Annotated in this window: 12 protein-coding genes, 2 tRNA genes and 2 pseudogenes; 2 read left to right on the forward strand and 14 right to left on the reverse strand. The window is 61.6% G+C overall.

The window, feature by feature from the left end; all coding sequences use genetic code 11:
* Positions 1–141: 141 nt before the first annotated feature.
* Positions 142–1884, reverse strand: coding sequence for a hypothetical protein (locus tag ACSKT0_RS18995; protein WP_437771098.1), 1743 nt, complete (start codon positions 1882–1884; stop codon positions 142–144).
* 376 nt (positions 1885–2260) lie between these two features.
* Here ACSKT0_RS18995 and ACSKT0_RS19000 point away from each other — a divergent pair.
* Positions 2261–2457, forward strand: a pseudogene (locus ACSKT0_RS19000) (IS3 family transposase); the annotation flags it as partial.
* A gap of 609 nt (positions 2458–3066) precedes the next feature.
* Here ACSKT0_RS19000 and ACSKT0_RS19005 read toward each other — a convergent pair.
* The 8 genes and pseudogenes from ACSKT0_RS19005 to ACSKT0_RS19040 form a co-directional block, all read right to left on the reverse strand.
* A pseudogene (locus tag ACSKT0_RS19005) lies at positions 3067–4264 on the reverse strand (IS110 family transposase).
* 962 nt (positions 4265–5226) lie between these two features.
* Positions 5227–6564, reverse strand: coding sequence for an O-antigen ligase family protein (locus ACSKT0_RS19010; protein ID WP_437771099.1), 1338 nt, complete (start codon positions 6562–6564; stop codon positions 5227–5229).
* A gap of 1008 nt (positions 6565–7572) precedes the next feature.
* Complete coding sequence (locus ACSKT0_RS19015) at positions 7573–8202, reverse strand: hypothetical protein (RefSeq protein ID WP_437771100.1); 630 nt, start codon at positions 8200–8202, stop codon at positions 7573–7575.
* 238 nt (positions 8203–8440) lie between these two features.
* On the reverse strand, positions 8441–9058 hold the full coding sequence (locus ACSKT0_RS19020; RefSeq protein WP_437771101.1) for a hypothetical protein: 618 nt from the start codon (positions 9056–9058) through the stop codon (positions 8441–8443).
* Positions 9059–9655: 597 nt separating this feature from the next.
* On the reverse strand, positions 9656–10585 hold the full coding sequence (locus ACSKT0_RS19025) for a TadE/TadG family type IV pilus assembly protein (protein ID WP_437771102.1): 930 nt from the start codon (positions 10583–10585) through the stop codon (positions 9656–9658).
* Between the two features lie 161 nt (positions 10586–10746).
* Positions 10747–11046 carry a hypothetical protein gene (locus ACSKT0_RS19030; protein ID WP_437771103.1) on the reverse strand — a complete coding sequence of 100 codons (300 nt, stop codon included), beginning with the start codon at positions 11044–11046 and terminating at the stop codon, positions 10747–10749.
* 213 nt (positions 11047–11259) lie between these two features.
* Positions 11260–11667: a hypothetical protein gene (locus ACSKT0_RS19035; protein ID WP_437771104.1), complete on the reverse strand. Its 408-nt coding sequence runs from the start codon at positions 11665–11667 to the stop codon at positions 11260–11262.
* Between the two features lie 265 nt (positions 11668–11932).
* Positions 11933–12265 (reverse strand): hypothetical protein, encoded by a 333-nt coding sequence (locus ACSKT0_RS19040; protein ID WP_437771105.1) that lies wholly within the window; start codon positions 12263–12265, stop codon positions 11933–11935.
* Between the two features lie 250 nt (positions 12266–12515).
* Between ACSKT0_RS19040 and ACSKT0_RS19045 the strand changes: the two genes are divergently transcribed.
* The gene (locus ACSKT0_RS19045) at positions 12516–12761 is read left to right on the forward strand and encodes a hypothetical protein (protein ID WP_437771106.1); all 246 of its coding nucleotides are present in this window, start codon (positions 12516–12518) and stop codon (positions 12759–12761) included.
* Positions 12762–13495: 734 nt separating this feature from the next.
* On the opposite strand, the gene ACSKT0_RS19050 is transcribed toward ACSKT0_RS19045, so the two are convergent.
* The 5 genes from ACSKT0_RS19050 to ACSKT0_RS19070 all read right to left on the reverse strand — a co-directional run bounded on the left by ACSKT0_RS19050 (position 13496) and on the right by ACSKT0_RS19070 (position 18929).
* On the reverse strand, positions 13496–14206 hold the full coding sequence (locus ACSKT0_RS19050) for an SOS response-associated peptidase (protein WP_437771107.1): 711 nt from the start codon (positions 14204–14206) through the stop codon (positions 13496–13498).
* Between the two features lie 1565 nt (positions 14207–15771).
* Positions 15772–15848, reverse strand: a tRNA-Met gene (locus ACSKT0_RS19055).
* Positions 15849–15910: 62 nt separating this feature from the next.
* Positions 15911–15982 (reverse strand) — tRNA-Thr (locus ACSKT0_RS19060).
* Between the two features lie 118 nt (positions 15983–16100).
* Positions 16101–16463: a LysM peptidoglycan-binding domain-containing protein gene (locus ACSKT0_RS19065; protein ID WP_437771108.1), complete on the reverse strand. Its 363-nt coding sequence runs from the start codon at positions 16461–16463 to the stop codon at positions 16101–16103.
* A gap of 231 nt (positions 16464–16694) precedes the next feature.
* Entirely contained in the window at positions 16695–18929 is a 2235-nt protein-coding gene (locus tag ACSKT0_RS19070; protein ID WP_437771109.1) for a DEAD/DEAH box helicase, read from the reverse strand.
* Positions 18930–18969 lie beyond the last annotated feature (40 nt).

An 18969-nucleotide genomic window follows, 5' to 3' on the forward strand; every position in this document is an offset into this window, starting at 1 on the left:
TCGCTGAAACCCGGGCGCTGCGAGAGGACCGAGTTGCGAACGAGCACCCCCTGTCGCCCCAGGTTCGAAAGAACCACTCACTTATCGGACGGATGAGCCTTTCCCAGTTGAATCACTTGCAGGGTCTACCAACCGGGAGGGTCAATTCGTGCAGACCCTGAAGTTTCGGAATTTGGCTGACGTGGATGCTGCCTGAATGCCGAATGACGTTCCTGTGTGCGTCGAATCAGTGACCGTCACAGTCGGAACCCCGTCAACAAAAGCCTGAATGGTCGGTCCAGTGAACTGCAATGAGATTTCCGTACCGGTCGCTGGCGCAGACGGAAGAACGGTAGCCAGTGTCGTGACAGCACCAGCTGCCACCTTCTCAAGGGACAACCGCCCATCCCACGAGATCCCGAGACGGTAATAATTTGCCGCATCAACAAAGCGTGCCACCAGCCAATGCTCCACCGTGTTTGACCCGGTTATCTGCACTGTCGCCTTCACATCCGCCACTCCCACATTCACGTGCGCACGCGAATTTGCGTTCGCCGACGGTACCGCCCCCTTCCCCGCAACCGTGAACGCTCCAGCAGAGGAAACCCAGACCTGGCCGCCCTCCGAAGTGCCAAGAGTCGCAGCATTTGCGCGGGCAAACGAATCGCACCCGATCCAGGGTGGCAACCCACTCTTCGCGGCGAGAACCTCGACGGTCTTGGTCGAGCCCGTCGGCGCAGACTGCGTAACAATCGGCGCGTTGAACGACACGAAGGTCCGCCCGATAATCTGCCCCGACGCCGGGAAACTTCCCCCACCCAACCACGTATCCCAGCCAGCCACGCCGTTTCGCACGGCCGGAACAAACGCGGACTTGTAATAGGACGCATCCCAGTCGACGCTGGGCGTTCCCTTGTCGATTAGTGGTGGGCCGGCCGTGAAGTTCAGGCCATCCTGCGAGACCATCGCCCAAAGATCACCAGCGCTGCCGTCTGACACGTCAGACATGACGAGCGCCTGCCATTCAGCGCCGACACGGTGCAGGTCGACATGCCAGGGAATTGCAGAGTTGCCGGTGATGGTGCAGATCTGCGGTGTAGTCCAGGGTCCGGCCACGGCTGGCGCGGTGGCCGTGACGAAGGTGCGGGGGGCCTTGGCTGCGTCCACCGCGTACACCACCCAACTCCCGTCGGCGAGCTGCGTGTACGACGGTGCGAGAAGGCGGCGAACGGACTGCGCGTCCTTCCTGACGAGCGTCCTCGCGCCCCAATTAACGCCGTCCTTGCTTGTCACCACATAGTGGTACTCCCAGCCGTCGTAGGTGTTGAGGCGCCAGAACAGATACATAAGCCCTGAGGGGTCAATAAATAGATTCGGGTCAGAATTATAGCCGCCAGCTGGGTCGTTCACTACAGGAATGACGGGGTTCGTCAATCCGGCAGGAACCGTCCAGGTGTTCCCATCATCCGAGTAGACAATAGACGGGTTCTCGAGCTGGTTATTTGAGTTTGGATATGGCGTGAATACCATCCAATAACTGTGCCCATTCCAACCGTCAGCCTTGAAGTAGACAGACGGATGGACTGCAACACCCGATCCTTCATAGGTCGGGATTTTCACAAGTGTGCCGCGCGGAGCGTGCGCGAGGGTCACATCAATACTCGGGGGTGCCGCTGCGGTAACCACGGATGCCCGACTTATGGCCATCGAAGCCGCGGTATGGCCCGGTGCTATGGTTTCGACGGCCGCATGAACGACTCCGCAGGCGCAGGCCGCCGCAGCCGGCTGGCTTGCCAGAGTAACCGTAGCGATAGAGCCGGCCGCAGCAACAGCACCTACCCGGAACAAACTTCGTCGGTTGAGATTCCCCTTGAGTGCGGGCAAAGCACCTTCGAAACGCTTCATGATCAGACCTGCCTATAAGCCCGGTTAGTGTGATTCTGAGCCTAGGGATTTCACTTATAGGCAACACGAGTGATCATCACTGGTTTTGCCACACCAGACTCAGGGGCGACACCCGGTCCCCCACTCACACCTACTCGATTCGCAAGGACTGCCCACTTGGTTCGAGAGCGACAGGTTGAGCGCCCCTTAGCATTGACGGCCGACGGCCGGGATGCCGGCCTTGTGGCATTGGGGAAGCTGGCAACCTGGCGGGCCGCGTGCCCGCGCCCACGATTACACACCGTCAGCCCGTCACCGTCCCTGACAGTGGGGGGACTGCCCCGGTTTCGTTGATTACTTGACCTAGCGAGCTGGTGCTCGTGGAAGGATGTTGACCATGCCCGCGGCTTATGGGGCGGAGTTCCGTCAGGATGTTATTGATGTGGCCCGCAGGGGCGACGCGCGCCACTGGCGCGGATTGCAAAGGATTTCGGAATCTCGGTCACCACGCTGAAGCGTTGGATTGCCATAGCCGAACGTAAGGAGACCGGGGCGGGGGCCCGGCAGCGGCGGAGATGCGTGAAGAAACGCAACAATCCGCCAGGGCTTCACAAGACCGGTTAAATGTAGTCAGTAGGCCCGAAAATACTCCCAGTTCTCCCTGCACTCAGCTGAGCAGAATTCTGGTTTTACTCCGGGTGGCACGGGCCCCCCGCAGAACACGCAGGTTTTCTCGCGCGTGAATAGCTTGAGCAACTTCGTGAACATGTGGAGGCCTTCATCGTTCGGCGTGGGCAGATCACTACCCCAGGTCGGAGATGGTCTTGCGCGGGGATTCGAAGCCAAACGTAGCCTGATTGTTCCACGGATGGACGCGATTTTTACGAAACCTTTACGCCCCAATTCTGAAATTTAGCTGAAAGTAACCTGACGCTTCGCATCGGGTAGTTGCGGGTTGGAACCGAAAGCGGCGAGACCGGCGGGCCATCCACGCCACCCTTGATGTTCCGGCACCCATCGCTCATGGTGGCATTTCCGGCCGACCCTCCGGTACCGCGCCGGTAGCGGCCCTGTGGGATTGGGGGGTGTCCCTATGTTTTTTGTCAAGCGCTGGGTCAGGTTTTTTCGAAAAATGATGTGACCGTTTTCGGGCAGGGATAAGCGGCTTGCGGCGCGTGTCCGCGAGCTGGTATCCCTCCGTGTTTAGGCGGTTTTCGGGCTTGGCGCCTCGTAGAACGTGCCGTCGCGGAGCATCGCGAAGAGGACGTCGCAGCGGCGTCGTGCCAGGGCGATCAGGGCCTGGTTGTGCCGTTTACCCTCTGCGTGTTTGCGGTCGTAGTACTCCCGGGAGACCGGGTCTTTCAAGGACGCGAACGCCGGAGAGGAAGAACGCCCGTTTGAGGATCTTGTTGCCCTTCTTGGAGGAGTGGTCTCCGCGGATTGAGGTTCCGGAGCGCCACGTCACCGGCGCGAGCCCGGAGTAGGAGCCCAGGTGCCCGGCGGTCTTGAATTCCTTGCCGACAACCTCGGTGATGACCCGGGCTGCCGTCCTGACGCCGACCGCCGGTAGGGACGTCAGGAGCTGGTGAAGAGGGTGGGCCTCCACGAGTTTTTCAACCTGTGCCAGGACCTCTGCCCGGGAGGCGCGCAGCTGGGCAAGCTGCGCCGCCAGCTGGGGCAGCACGACGCCGGCGGCACCGGTGCCGACCCCGACCACGGTCTGCTCGGACAGGGCGGTGAAGACCCCCGCGGCCCAGCCTTTACCGGCCCGCGGAGCGGACCTGGCCATGAACGCGGCGACCCGGCTCTGGCCGGCCCTGCGCAACGCCTCAGGCGTGGGGTATTTTTGCAGCAGCTCGGCCATCACAGGGTGGTCCAGATGCGGGCCGATGGCCCGTTCCAGTGCGGGATGGATCTGGGTGAGGAGCCCGCGGATCCGGTTCGAGGCGGCCGTGGCCTGCTTGGCCAGGTCATCGTCGAAGCCGCAGAGCATCGACAGTTCGGCGGCCTGCTCGTCGGTGACGGCGATCGAGCGCAGGGTGTGCGGCATGGTCCGGGCGGCCTCAGCGATTATGTAGGCGTCTCGGGCATCAGTCTTGGCCTCGCCCGGGTGCAGGTCCGCGATGCGGCGCATCGCCAGGCCCGGCAGGTAACCGACCAGAATGCCGGCACCTTGCGCCACGGCGACCGGCAGGGCGCCGATGGTGGCGGGCTGGTCCACGACCAGCAGCAGGGTCCCGTGCTTTGCGAGGCTGTCGATGATCGCCCGCAGTTTCGCCTCGTCCTGGGGCAGGGTCTTGTCGAGCAGTTTCTTGCCGTTCCTGTCCAAGGCCACCGCGTGGTGGTTGGTTTTGCCGACGTCGACGCCGATGAAGACATCAACGCATTCGTGGTCCTTGATCACGCATAACCTCCAGCATTCCGTCCGATCTGACAGCTGGCATGTCCTGCGGCCCCAGAGCTCGGCATCCACGTTACGGCCGGCCTCCCGCGATAAAGTCTGCAGCTGGTCTGGTCCCCATCAGCGATCCCCTGGCGCCTATCGCACCCCGGTGACAACACCCCCCGGATCATGGTCGACTGGGGGACTAAATCATGCCGGGGCCGACAGGCCAGCAACCCCGATTCTTGCTCGTTCAGGGGCTATAAGAAAGGTAACGGGTAACCGGCAACCGAGCGGGCCGTGACCCGTGCCCACGACTACACGCGTGCAGCCCCTCACTGTCTCTGACAGCGAGGGGCTGTTCTCCTGTCCCGGATATTTGCCCGGGCTCCGGTTAGTTGTCCATGCAGCCTTGGGCGCCCAGACTGGTGAAATGACTATGGAAGGCGAGCTTAGCTATCGAAATAGTTGTTGATCGACTCGCGCACGGTACCCCCGCCATGTCACCGAAACATGTTTAAGATGCTGAGCGTGAGGAGCACGAAACCCTGGCTGACCCGATTCGCGACTCCATTCCTATCCTCGTGGAACACCGGCGAAGGACCGCCTTCGCGACAGGCTCAAGCAAGAAAGGTTCCCTCACCGCACCGGACTCAGTGGACTTCCGCCGCACAACCCTGCCGGGTAGAAAGCAATGCGCAGAAGTTGCCTCATAGTCTGCACACATTTAGAACAGAACATCGGGGGGCTGAACGTGTGCTGGCTACCCATGTTAGACGGGAGTCTGCATCCGGGCACGGATCCGGCGCTGGTTGGATCGGTCACAGCGTATGTGCAGGTGGGCACGTGCGGCAAGGGGCCGCACAAAAGGCACTGTCGTTCTAGGGCGACCACATGGGCCCTCACGGCAGCTGGAACCCTGTACTGCGCCCGCTGGGTCAGGCCGCGGAGGCCATGACCATGACGATCGAGGATGCCGCCTAGATTCGCTCGCTAATCTTTGTGGCGGCGTACGGATCCTCGCGCGCCGCCACTAAGCCGGCGGGTCCTCGTTGCGGCTTGGACGCCTGGAGCTGTGCGGCCAAGAGGCGGTACTCGGGTGAGAATCTAGCTACCGGTGCGGCCGCGGACATGGGCTGCCGGGGTGGGGTCTCCTGTACCAGTCCGGCGAAGCTGAAAGCGGCCAACAGCCACCACCAGTCGTAGGAAACGCCGCTTAGCCCCACACTGTAGAAGGCGCTCACAGAGAGGCACGCGAGCATGGCAAGGCTAAGCCCGCCGCTCGCTTCTCTCACACGCCACAGCACCCGGATGCTCCGCCAGAACAGCCAGAGCCACAGGGCTGCGCCAACGATCCCCGCCATGAACAGGGCCTCAAGCAGGGAGTTCTCCAACGGCAAGTCGAACGTGGCAAGCTTCAGCCCGGCGTCCGGACCGGTGTTGTCATAGAGGGCAGTGAAACCGTAACCACGGAACCACTGGTTGAAGTACGTCAGGGCGCTGCCCCAAATACGGTATCTGCCGCTGGCTCCGTACAGGCTTTCAAGGTCGTTGGCACCAAGAAAGTCGATCAGTTTTGGCAGGATCACGGAGTATGACAGCGTCCCGGCAATGCCTGCGATAAGGAACCGCAGGACCTTCCCCCGCCCCCAGAACACAAACACCAGCCCGCTTCCGATCAACAGTGAAACGAACGCGGCCCTGCTGAACGCAGCGAACAGGCAGTACCCGGCGAGAACGAAGACGCAAACGTTCACGAACACATACCGGCGCCGTGAGATGAACCATAGCGAAAGCACGACAATCAGGGATGCTTCGAAACCTAAGAGGACGGCGCTGGTCCCGGCCTCAAGCCTAGACACGCCGCCGAATGCCATCCGTGTGGATCCGGTAGCAACAGCCATTATCAGGTGGCCAACGCTGGCCGCATAGACGATGCGCAACCAGCTTCCCGGGCGGAATCTTTCCGACACATAGAAGCCGAAAACAGCAAGTGGGAACAGGGCAAACAGTTGATACCGCACCGACGGCAAGTCGCCTCGGGCCGTAGCAATGCCCACAACGATCATGTAGACAATCAGTGGAGGAATGGCATAGCGCGCCGAGCTGCTCAACGCGTGGTCTTTTGTCAGCTTTAAAAGTGACAAACAGAGCAGGAACGCCGCCAAAACTGCTGCCCAGGTGCGGAACGTGGGCGAGGCAAGGAATGCCGGCTGCGTTGCCGCTCCCAGCGGCATGACAAAGCCGAGCACTGCGAGCGCCCACTCGTGCGGATAATAACGTTTACCGACCGGATTATGGTCCCCCAGCTGAATCACAGGCTGTAGTCTACCAACCAGCCCGCGCCCACCATGCGATGCCACGTCATGACCACTTTCCTTCCCCCAAGGCCTCATACGAGAGTGGCCAGTCGGCCGCCCATCGCAGGAAGAAATCCGCCTCAGGCTTACATTGGACTGGGTGCTTCAGTCCCCCAGGATCTCGTAATTTTCCGGTCTGTTGACTTGGTCTAATTGAAGATCCACATCCCCTGAATTCTGAACGAGGGTGACACCGCCGGCGCTATTGAACTTCCCAATGCGGATTGTCGCATTTGTCACGTCGTCCAACCCGATTGCTTCAGAAAGCATGGAGCGGGAGGGAGTCGCTGCCGCCGCTGCCGACCGCATTTTGAGTCTACGTGCCTTGCCCAAGAGGTACCCCCGAATAAATAGTCCGTCGATTATCAGCCAAAGGACGCAAAAGCCGACGGCCCAAAATGCAGGCACCATCCATGTGGGCTGTCCCGCGAAGAGACTCGCGGCAGCCCCAAGGAAGCTAGCGACAATCACGCCGACTTGTCATCTGCGCCCGGCCCGAATGCGCTTGACCATCCGAGCTCACGGCTGGTCTGTGCCGGGGCGTGGCCCTGCGAGTGAAGCCAAGAGTTGACCCGGGGTCAGTAAACCTGCATGTAGTCCCAACGGTCCAGACACTCAGCCGAACAGAAATCTGATGTCACATTGGTGGGCATAGACTTCCCACAAAAACGGCACGTTTTCTCGCCCTTGAATAGCCGTCGCAACTTCGTGAACATGAAGGCCTTCATCGTTTGGCGTGGGAACATCACTACCCCAGGCCGGAGATCGTCTTGCACGGGGATTCGAAGCCAACCTAGCCCGGTTGTTCCCCAGATCGACGCGATTTTTACGAAACCTTTACGCCCCAATTCCATATTTAGCTGAAAGCAGCCTGATATTTCGCGTCAGGGTGGCCCGCGGAATCCGAGGCCGCGCGCGGGGAGCGAGTCGTCGATACCGTCCCTTGATGTTGCCGACACCCATCGCTTATGGTGGCTTTTCCGGCCCACCCTCCGGATCCGCGCCGGTAAGCGGCCCTGTGGGATTGGGGTAACCGGCAACCGAGCGGGCCGTGTACTCGCGCCCACGACTACACACGTGCAGCCCCTCACGGTCACCGACAGTGTCGGCCCCGGCTCGCTGGACGGCCGCCTTAGCTTCAGCTACGGAGTCCCGGATGCTAGCCAGCATCGCGCGCGTCCAGTCCGGCCCGGAAAGCATCTCGATGGCCCCGTTTTCCATATCGAAAGTCCCTTGCATGGTTTGAGCTGGGCCTCCGCAAGTAGGGCAGTGTTCCGCACCTCCGACAATGGTCACGTTGAAGACATTGTCGGCTTCGATCAAATTGGATTCAAAGCACTCCCCCACACTTCGTCTGGTGATAACTTGACTGAATTGTGACTCCAACTCAGCAGCTTTTCGTACGCTTCCGTTTTTTGGCCAGACTGCCTTCCACGATCGGTTCTGGCGCGCGGCATACGCTAACAGCAAGTGTCCCGCCACAGCAACGACCGCGCCGGCCAGAACCCCCTGCACGGTGATCAGCGGTACTAGCACCAGATCCGGAATTCCTGGAATCATCCCGGGCTGGGGAACAGGAGTGGGAATAAGTGTCATCTTGAACGCTTCGCGCCTGAACCAAACGGGAACTTGTGGTTCCTGCCTGGCGTGCTGTCTGTAAGCGGGAGCAAGACCACCGGGTGCTCGGCCGGGGCTTGGGCAGCGGCCACGGGCCAGCTTTCGGTCGGTGTTCCAGCGGGCGAGCGTTGCAGTCAGTTTCCCTATGGCCCAAGTGTAAGCGGTCCATAAGTCGCGTGATGAAATGGGTCGGATAAATCACTGGCGCAGAGAGCATTCATCGCCCAACGACGGGATTGCCGTATTCGTCACGGTAATCCAGGACGCGGCGTTGCAGGTCGATAGTCTGCGACAAGGCTTCGTGAAGGTGCAGTTCCTTCCCGAATACTGAGAGCTGACTTGTTTGTGGATCGTAGTGCCGTGCGATGACGAAATTGTCGCCCCCGATAAGCCATGCAGGACCAAGCAGGTTGCCGATAAAGGCCGCGGGTCCTTCTCTGGCGAATTTATCGAGCTTCTCGTCGAAGTGCACCAATGCATTGCGTACTTCCCGAACGGCTTTGAGGCCGTGCTCCGGCAGCACGAGCGTGCGGCGGATCTCGCTGGCCCGAATCTCAGCAGCGATTCGGCGGGAATCAGGTTTTTTGCCGTCCTTTGAGGTGGTGTCTTTGGTTGGCCAGCAGATGTTGGCGATAGATATCATTCCATTGAGAGCGCTCGAAAGCGAGTACCAAACCCGGTCCGGGCTGAGTGGAGTGCGACGGTCCGGGTCATCGAAGTGAGCGCCTAGGTGATAGTCGAGATCCTGAGTGGCCATTATGACCAAGAGGCTCTGATGGTGTATCTCGCCCAGGAAAATTTTGAACAACTCTGTCCGCATGTGTTGATCCCCCATGATTCCTAATCTTAGGGGTCAGATAAGACCGGTTATGTGCCGTCAGTAGACCCGAAAATACTCCCAGTTCTCCCTGCACTCAGCTGAGCAGAATTCTGACCCTACTTCGGGTGGCACAGGCCCACCGCAGAACACGCGGGTTTTCTCGCGCTTGAATAGCCGTGGCAACTTCGTGAACATGTGGAGGCCTTCATCGTTAGGCTTGGGCAGATCACTACCCCAGTCCGGAAGATGGTTTTGCGCGGGGATTCGTAGCCAAACGTAGCCCGGCTGTTTCCCGAATCGATGCGTTTTTTGCGAAACGTTTACGCCTCAATTCTGAAATCTAGCTGAATGCAACCTGATATTTCGCGCGATACCATCCTTGATCTTGCCGACACCCATCGCTTATGGTGGTGGCACTCCGGCCCACCCCCCGGAGCCGTGCCGGGATGGGTGCCCTGTGGGATTGGGGAAGCCGGCAACCGAGCGGGCCGTGTACCCGAGCCCACGACTACACGCGCGCAGCCCCTCACCGTCCCAACGGTGAGGGGCTGTTTTCGTGTCTCGGCGAGGCTCCGGGAACTGCAAGTTAGAGGGTGCGGTCAGATGACTTTCTTAGCCGCTGAGCCGGACCACTTTGGTGCCGAGGTCGGGGCCGCCCAAGGTGAAGTTGCTCAGGCTGGTGAACTGCACGAATTTACCGATCAGGCCTTTGCAGCTGCCCTTGCAGCTGGGTGAGCCGTTGTTGTTCCAGCTGTGCCCGGGGAAATTGAAGCCAAGGAGCTGGAACGCGGCGAAGCCTTTGATGTGGTAGTCGCCCGTAGTGCTGTCGATGTCGTCGAAGACGGGCAGGATGATGACCTGGTTTTCCAAGGAATCGAACACGGCCGAGCACTGCCCGGGTTCGCTGACACCCTGCTTGGACGGAACCAGAGGGTTGGCCAGTGAAATCGTTGCCCCGCACTTTCCCGGGTCCGACTGCAGCCAGCCGAACCCTCCGGGGATGATGTGTCCCGATGGGCTGGAACTGACGCACGTCGTGGTTCCGTGGATCGGCAGGACCTGGATCGTTCCGGACAGATCGAACTGGCACTCGGAGAAGGTGACCGGCAGGTTGACCGTCCCGCCGGAGGGGGACCCCCATTTCGCTCTGGACTCGGCTTTGACGTCGGCGCGGTTGACGCCGAAGATCCTTGCCAGGCCCAGGGAGACTCCGCTCCCGCCTGCGTCCTGGGCCGAGACATCGACCACGACGGTGCCGGGGCTGGGAAAGGTCGGGGCGGCCGCGTTGGCGAGGCCGCCGTCGGCGTTTGCCCTGGCCAGCTGCAGCGCCTTCCCCGGGGCGGCAGGGGTACACAGGCTTATGCCGCGAGTCGCGCAGTCCTGGGCGATTGCCAAGGCGCCGGCATCGGCTCCGTTCTGGAGTTTCGCCTTCGTGGCGTACAGGTTGCCGACGTCAATGGCGATGGCTCCGAAACCCAGCAGCACCACCATGAGTAGTGCGATCAGGACAGCGGCGGCCCCGCGTTCACCTGTATCTTTCAAACCCGCCCCCAGGCAGCGTCCTTTGGAGCCGCCGGTTCGACGCAACCCCTCCGCAATCATAGGGCAACGGACCATTCAGTACAGGTGCCCGCCCTCCTTTTCAGGTCGCCTAACCCGGCGGCGAAAGGCCTTCACCGCCCCGTCAGCGGCCGTTTTTGCGTTCAACGCACTCTCGGGTCGATTATCCGGCGTCGCACCCTTGGCTCTTCCACCCAGACTTCTTTGCGGCCCTCGTAGTAATCCATTGGCCAGGGTACGGACACCAGCACATTCACCCGAGTCCACCAGTAGGCGAACGCTGGCACCTCATGGCTTTGCCCGTTGTTGTAATCGAGCATCACAAACACAGGGAGGGGCTCCTTGGGCCTCGTCAAGCCTTCCACGGCCGCAGGGTCGACCGCCGGCACAACAGGCATGGGCCTATGCGCGCGCGGCGGCTGCCAGAACTTCTTTTCCTCCACAGCCCGAGTCTGTCACCGAGGGCAGACAACCGGGGCCCTTCTCTGGCCATTACCATGGCCTCGCGGAAGGGTAACCCCCACCGGGCGGCGTGCTATCCAGGAACCCGCCGAGGACGCCCCGGGGGCCGTCCCGCAGATTGTGACCCACGAGCCTTTCCCTAAGCTATTTCGTCACAAGACAAGCAACCAGTGAGGCTTCCCGTTCGACGCCTTTCACCTCCGGACAGGCAACAGCCAAAAGGCCTGGCCAGCCAGGACCAGGACCAAGATATTGACTAACGCGAACAGGGCAAGTCCCGCAACCCAAACGGTAACGCTCTTCCAATTCACCATCCCCTCGCGACGCGGAACGCGGCAGGTCCGGCCCTCGGTCCAGTTGTACTGATAGATGGTGCCTACCTTGGTGTCCCAATCGACGGCGCTGGATACCATGCCCATTCTGCGCTCGAGTGCGATCATCAGTAGCTCATCAGTCGCCATGAAGAACCGATGCTTCAGCATCAGCTGAATAGACATGACCGTGACCGCGACTCCGAGTAGCGCGGCGAGAAATTGGGCAAGCCAACTTGTGTCGTGGCCGAGCGCGATGGCGAGGAGGAACGCCTGCGCTGTCATTGCCATGGCCGGGGCCTGCCACATCATCTGGTCTCGGTCCCCAACACGATCATTCAAGGCACCATAAAGTGCGGCTAGCGCTTGGTCCGGCGGAAAACCGCCCGCCGTGGCGGATTCCGGTATGTTGTCGGATTTTTTGTCCATTTTAGGGGCGACCAACTTTCTATTCCTGCGTTTGCCGAAAAGTGATGGGACCTTCTTCGCGGGCCGTCCAACTTCGCGTCAGGTGACACTCGCTGAGTTCACTCAGTCAAGTTCGGAGATAGCGTGGTCAGTACTCATAGCGGGCTACGGGCGTCGATTGTGTCGCGGCGGACCGGGACGGCTGGCGCACAGGCAGGGCATCGATTTTGACCAAGGCACGGTACACCGCCACGAGAATCATAATGTAGCTAGCAACCGCCATAAGGGCGCCGAGGATGGCGATGAGCGCGCCGATAACCAATGCACCCCGGTTCGGATTGCCAGTCGAAAGCGCAGCCAAGTTCGGGGCCGCCACAACGGCTCCCAGGGCACTTACAATTGGGCCGCTGATTGCCATGAATACCCCGGCTTTGAAGATTCCGGCCTTGAAGATTCCGGCTGAACGTTCGAACTGCACCATGGCCCCCTGAGATGAATGAACGAGGTCAGACCACAGGGAAGGCGGTCATTCAACGAGGCGAAAGGCTCCGCACTCCCGGACGCTCAACGAGGACACCAGGCGGCGGGCCATCAGAATCTCCAAACCTGAAGGCCCGATAGCCCGTCAGGGTAGCGAAACCTAACGCCGCTCAACTAACAGACCCCTTACCGAGACTCCTTGGCCTGGGGTACAGTCGCGAGCGAATCATCAGGGCAAATATGGAGGACGCATGGAAAACCACCCTAGGCACTTGGACGACGCGATCGCTTTGCTGGTCGGAAGCCGCAAGACTCCCGGTGACACCAGAGCACTGCTCACGACGGTAGATGTAGCCACCACATCAAGCCAAGCCCAAGCTCTTCTCGACGCACTGGACGCGATGCCGGAGGACGTCAGAGAGGAGTTCTCCACCAAAGGCCGCGAACTTATCGTGACCGGAGCAATTGCAGCTCAGCATGTGCTAGGACCGCAATAGAGAGAACTGGACATTGGGAACTTGGACGGACAGCAGTGGATCTGGGTTGCGGCGGTGCTAGTCGTCGCGGCCGTGGTAGCCGTTGTTATAGCCTTTGGACGCCGGTGACAAATGCCAAGATGCGCAGGCCACGGCCGTCATCATCGGCTGTAGGTTGACTGGAGATCCTTTGCGCCCGCATCTGGGACGCTGATCACAACCGGCACTGTAGTCACTCTGACCGTTTCGTCAGGGTTCCCCGCTGACTACACGCCGCCGTCAATCCCCAGTCGGCCTTAGCCGCGCTCCACCGTTTGAGACCGCCCCCCCAGCCTTGCCCTGGAAACGAAAGCGGCGGCCGCCAGAACTTCTTTTCCTCCACAGCCAGTGTCTGCCACCGCGGGCCGACACCGTTTAGTTAACAACGGCATCCGCTATCGGGCAGAATTTGACGTGCCAGAGACTCCGAAGACGAGTAGCGGCTACTCGCGACCGTGGCTACGCGTCAATCTAGGGTTTCGCGCAGAATCCAAACCGAGAGCCTCAAGCTGGCTTTTGCCAGGGCTGAGCTCAGATTGGGGGAAGCGTGGACGGGCAACAGTGGATCTGGGTCCTGGCGGTGTTCATAGGAGCGCCACTCGTGACTGTTGTTGTGATGTTTGGACGCGGAAGACAGGCGCAGATCGATCCCCAGCGGGTTGCGAATATCGCTGACGGTACGCCGAAATCAGCCGGGCGGCACAGTGGACGGCGGATCAGGCGGCCGGCTGGATGAGTTCGGGGCCGTTGTTCCGCACGTAGTTGACCTTGTCGCTGACCACGCGAGGCATGAGGTGGGGTTCAGGCATGGAATCCAGCAGCGCCCGGACGTCGGTCTCGGAGGTCGTCTCAGGGTCGAGCCAGTCCGAGAACATGTCAGTGGGCACGATTAGCGGCGTGCGGTCATGGATGTGCCCGAGCGCGTCTGAGGCAGCCGTTGTGATGATCGTGGCCGTCCGCAACCACTTTTCGGGGTGACCGTCCGGCAACGCAGGATCCGGCCAGTTCTCGAACAATGCGGCGAACGCCAAGATCTGGTCATCGGCATCATGCAGATAGGTGGGGATCTTCCCGCCGCCGGGTTTCTTCTCCCACTCGTAGTAGCCGTCACCGGCGAGCAATCCGCGCCTCGCCGAGGCGGCCTTCCGGAAGGATGGCTTCTCAGTGACCGTTTCCATCCTCGCGTTGATCAGTCGCGCGCCACCCTTGGTGTCCTTCGCCCACGACGGCACGAGGCCCCAGCGCGCAGTGACCAGCTTCCGCGTCACCGGCTCACCCTCTCCGGAACTCCGATCCAGGATCAATGGCACCGTGTCTGTCGGGGCGACATTGTAGGAAGGCGGCAGCTCATCGACATAAGACTCGTGGACATCGAATGCGTGCATCAGGTCGGAAATCGATTTGGAAACTACGTAGCGTCCGCACATGACTTCATCATGTCGCAGACGGTTGGTGCAGTCAGAATGACATTTCACGAGACTCTGACTCGCTGGGAATTGTCATCCTTGCCTTTGGGGCGCCGTACCGGTAATGGCTCCCAAGGCCTCGCCGGCTTCCAAAACTCTTCCGCCACAATCAGTCGCGCACCATAGACAAACGATCGAAGCGGAATAGGCTCCTGACCTGCGGTTTCTTTCATATCCAGTAGGATTTGGGGCACCGCCGATTCTGCGCGGCCACAGTTTTATGGTGGAATCATGGGAACACTTAGGACCACGCTTCGAAGTACGGCCCTACTAGCGGCATTGCCGCTCGCGGCGCTGATTGCCATCAGCGCCGCAGGAGCCGCCCAAGCCGGCACCCGCCCTACTGGGTTCCATTGGAACGATCTCGGTGGCGGGGCTGGCTTCTGCTCGCCGAACCCAAGCGGCGGAGGCACCGGCGGAAACTCGAGTGTCGATCTGGGAGGAGGTGGCGGAGGGCCATATGGGGCAGTACCTCCCGCCCCGGTGGTCAATGCGCCTGCAGCGCCGGTCTACGTCCCGGGACCTCCAGCTGGGTATCAGCCACCCGCCCCCAATGCACCCGTAAATGTCCCTGCGCCTGCACCGGCGCCAGCCCAAGCCGACCGCCAACCTGCGCCGGGTCCGGCTAACGGCGTCCAAGCACCGGCCAGTGGTCACACGGCCGCAAACTCAGGCGCGGTTGCCGGAACGGCGGAGGTCCCAGCCGACGCCGTCCCCGGTGCGGCGGCTCGGCAGTCCAGTCAGAAGCGCCCGTAACGGCCACGACTGCCCCACCCACACCGAGCACATCTGCGGCGACCGCAGGTCCGACACCTTCGATAGCCACATCCAGTACAGCCGGCGCCCCGGACAGCTCAGCACCTGCCAAACCAATCAGTGCCGACCAAGCTTCCCAGACTGATCACGGGGCACCGCACGGTTACATCATCTGGTTAATCGCCGTCTTGCCCGTGGCCGCCGGAGCCTGGAAGTGGCGTAAGACGTTGAAAGCCCGAAAGGAAGCTCTGTCTCACGACTAAGGAGCAATGGGAGCTCCGCGCTTCGTGCGGGGAGCCTCTAGCGGTCGGTGCGGATCGCAATCATGCGACTGCCCTCTGGCACCTTGGCCCGTGTTGCGGCAGGTGCTTCCGCATAGGTAGCGGCCGTCTCGGTGACATGGCTGAAGCTACCGTCAGGCGCTTTAATGGTGCAGGTAATTTCCACCGCAACAGTCTAAGGCTGGGCCAATCTTCGAAAGGCGCCGCCACCTCAGAATCGGGGGGAACCTCAGATGGCGGCGCTTCTCTGAAGCTATCGGCAGGTCGCGCTCGCCCTCAGCCTTCCGGCACGATCTTTACGAAATCCTTACAGCAAGTCCTCCCCGGACTGCACAATCCAGCCCGGGCGCCAGACGCTCGGCGTTCCTGCCAGTCGTTCGGTGGCTACGTGTAGCGGGTAGCTACAGGAGTAGCTACACCCTGGCACTCATCGGCTAGTCCCGGAAATGAAGAAACCCCCGGAATCTCGCGGATTCCGGGGGTCTGTCTTGGTAGCGGTGGGGAGGCTCGATCTCCCGACCTCACGATTATGAGTCGTGCGCTCTAACCAACTGAGCTACACCGCCACGAATGAGAAAAACCTGCGTCAAGCCGGTCAAAAACCGCCTTGACACAGGCCCTCATTCAGAGCCCCCCACCGGAATCGATCCGGTGACCTCGTTCTTACCAAGAACGCGCTCTACCACTGAGCTAGGGGGGCAACGAGTAAATACTCTACCGGACGATTTCTCAGGCCACAAATCGGCTGCGGGACAAGGATAAACGGCGCCGACACAATTTGCATCCGCACCGGATTCTTGAGCCGGAAAGCGTCCGAATCAGGGCAGGCGGAGTACTTGGCCCGGGTAGATGTGGTCCGGGTTGGGCACGGTATCCGCGTTCGCTGCGATCAGGGCATCCAAGTCAACGCCGAACTGCATGGCTATGCCGCTCAGGGTATCGTCTGCTTCCACTACGACTTCGGTGACCTGCCCCTCGCTGGCGGCGGGAGCGCCGGCGTCGGGCACTGCGGTGCCAGGAACCACGAGAGCTCCCGCTGACGGCTCGGGCCCGGCACTTTGGACTGTCTCCCCCATTGAGGCTTCAGCGGCCTCATGCGGGGCCTCCGAGGCCCGTCCAGTCGGCTTGTGTTCGGCCTTGTCGAAGCCGAGGTTCTTCTTCAACCCATCAAGGAAACCCATGAACCAACCTTTCCACACCCACGGGCCGCGCGTCTTCCCCATGTTTGGTTTGGGACAGCGTTTACGACACGGCGGGTCGGTCATTCTTGATACTCAGGGCCGTCAAATGGGGAAAACGGTACAGTCAGGCGTGCGCGGGACCTGGGCCGTCGTTAAAGGCGGGCCGTCGTTAAACAGCCAGAGGCCGGCTCGAAAGCCGGCCTCCGCCAAAAACCCAGGAACTAGTCCTGTTTACCACTTACCCTTGCGGTTGAAATCGCGGTTGCCTGCGTCGCCGCCAGTGCGCGGCTTGCGTGCGCCCCGGTCGGCGTAGCTGCCCGTTCCGGCGCCGGCGCTGGCGCCGCTGCGCTCGCTGTAGGAACGGCCGCCGCGGTCAGCGGAGGAACGCTCGCCACCGGTGTAACCGCCACGGTCAGCGGAGGAACGCTCGCCACCGGAGTAACCACCACGGTCGCCTTCGGTCTTACGGAACTCCTTTTTGAAGCCACCGTTGCCCTTGAAGTTTCCGCCACGGTCTCCACCGGAGTAGCCACCACGGTCGCCGCCGCGGCTGCCACCGGAGTAACCGCCACGCTCGCCGCCACGGTCAGAGGCCGGCTTGCGACCGTTGTCCAGCTCGAGGTGAATCAGCTCGCCGCCGATCCGGGTGCGGGACAGTGCGCGCAGCTGCTCGGGGCTCAGGTCCGCCGGAAGCTCCACCAAGGAGTGGTCCGAGCGGATGTCGATGCCGCCGATCTGTGCCGAGGAGATGCCGCCTTCGTTGGCAATGGCGCCAACGATCGAACCCGGCATGACGCGCTGGCGGCGTCCGACGGCGATCCGGTAGGTGGCGTTGCCCTCGGTCAGGGTGCGGGTCGGGCCACGGGAACCGAAGCCGTCCTTGGAGCGCTCGCGCTTCTGGAATTCCGGCGCGGCCGGCAGTTCCTTGACCAGGAGCGGCTGTCCGCCCTGTGCCATGACGGCCAGTGCAGCGGCGATTTCCGAAGCCGGAACGTTGTGCTCTTCTTCGTAGGAGGAGATCAGGTCGCGGAACGCGGCGACGTCCTCGGATTCGAGGGTCTCCGTGATCTTGTCCGCGAACTTACCCAGACGCAAGGTGTTGACCGTCTCGGCGGTGGGCAGGTGCATCTGCTCAACCGGCTGGCGGGTGGCCTTCTCGATCGAACGCAGCAGGTACTTCTCCCGAGGCGTCATGAACAGGATGGCGTCGCCGCTACGGCCTGCACGGCCGGTACGGCCGATGCGGTGGACGTAAGACTCGGTGTCGTGCGGGATGTCGTAGTTGACCACGTGGCTGATGCGCTCAACGTCAAGGCCGCGGGCCGCGACGTCGGTGGCGACCAGGATGTCAATGCGGCCTTCCTTCAGCGCGTCGACAGTTCGTTCGCGCTGCTGCTGCGGAATGTCACCGTTGATCGCGGCGGCCTGGAAGCCGCGGGACTTCAGCTTGTCAGCCAGGTCCTCGGTTGCCATCTTGGTGCGCACGAAGGCGATAACGCCGTCGAACTCTTCCACCTCGAGGATGCGGGTCAGTGCGTCGAGCTTGTGCGGGCCCATGACCTGCAGGTACCGCTGGCGGGTGTTGGCGCCGGTGGTGGTCTTGGACTTGACCGAGATCTCGGCAGGGTTATTCAGGTACTGCTTGGACATCCGGCGGATCTGGCTCGGCATGGTGGCGGAGAACAGCGCAACCTGACGGTCTTCCGGGGTCTGCTGGAAGATCTGCTCAACGTCCTCGGCGAAGCCCATGCGGAGCATCTCGTCGGCTTCGTCCAGTACGAGGTACTGCAGCTCGGAAAGGTCCAGTGAACCCTTGGAGATGTGGTCGATGACGCGGCCCGGGGTACCGACAACAACCTGTGCACCGCGGCGCAGGCCAGCAAGCTGCGGGCCATAGGCGGAGCCACCATAGACAGGGAGAACCGTGAAGTCATCGATGTGCTTGGCGTACGAGGTGAAGGCCTCGGCAACCTGGAGCGCAAGCTCGCGGGTCGGGGCGAGAACCAGGGCCTGGGTCTTGCGGGACGGGCCGTTGAGGTCGTGGAGTTCGGCCAGGCGGGACAGTGCCGGTACTGCGAATGCTGCAGTCTTACCGGTGCCGGTCTGGGCGAGGCCGACGACGTCGCGGCCTTCGAGCAGCAGCGGAATGGTTGCTGCCTGGATCGGAGACGGCTTCTCGTAGCCGACGTCCTGCAGGGCCGCCAGGACGCGGGGGTCGATTCCGAGGTCGACGAAGCGGACGCCCTCTTCCTCTTCTTCGACGGGTGATTCGGCCGGGGCCTCAGCCGGGGCCGAAGCCTTTGCGGGTGCCTCAGCTTCAGCGGGTGCCTCAGTGAAGGCAGGAGCCTCAACCGGCGCAGCAGCCTCGATGAATTCAGCGGCGGGTGCGGTTTCGGCGATCTCGACGGCGGTCTCTGCTTCTTCAGCAGACTCGGCGACGAACGGGTCGTTCAGGTTTTCGGGCATAGGGGAAAGTTTCCTCATCCATAGGGGGCCAGTCGGCGCG

Origin of the sequence: Arthrobacter sp. KNU40, from assembly GCF_051515115.1 — a bacterium.
Lineage (GTDB): Bacteria > Actinomycetota > Actinomycetes > Actinomycetales > Micrococcaceae > Arthrobacter.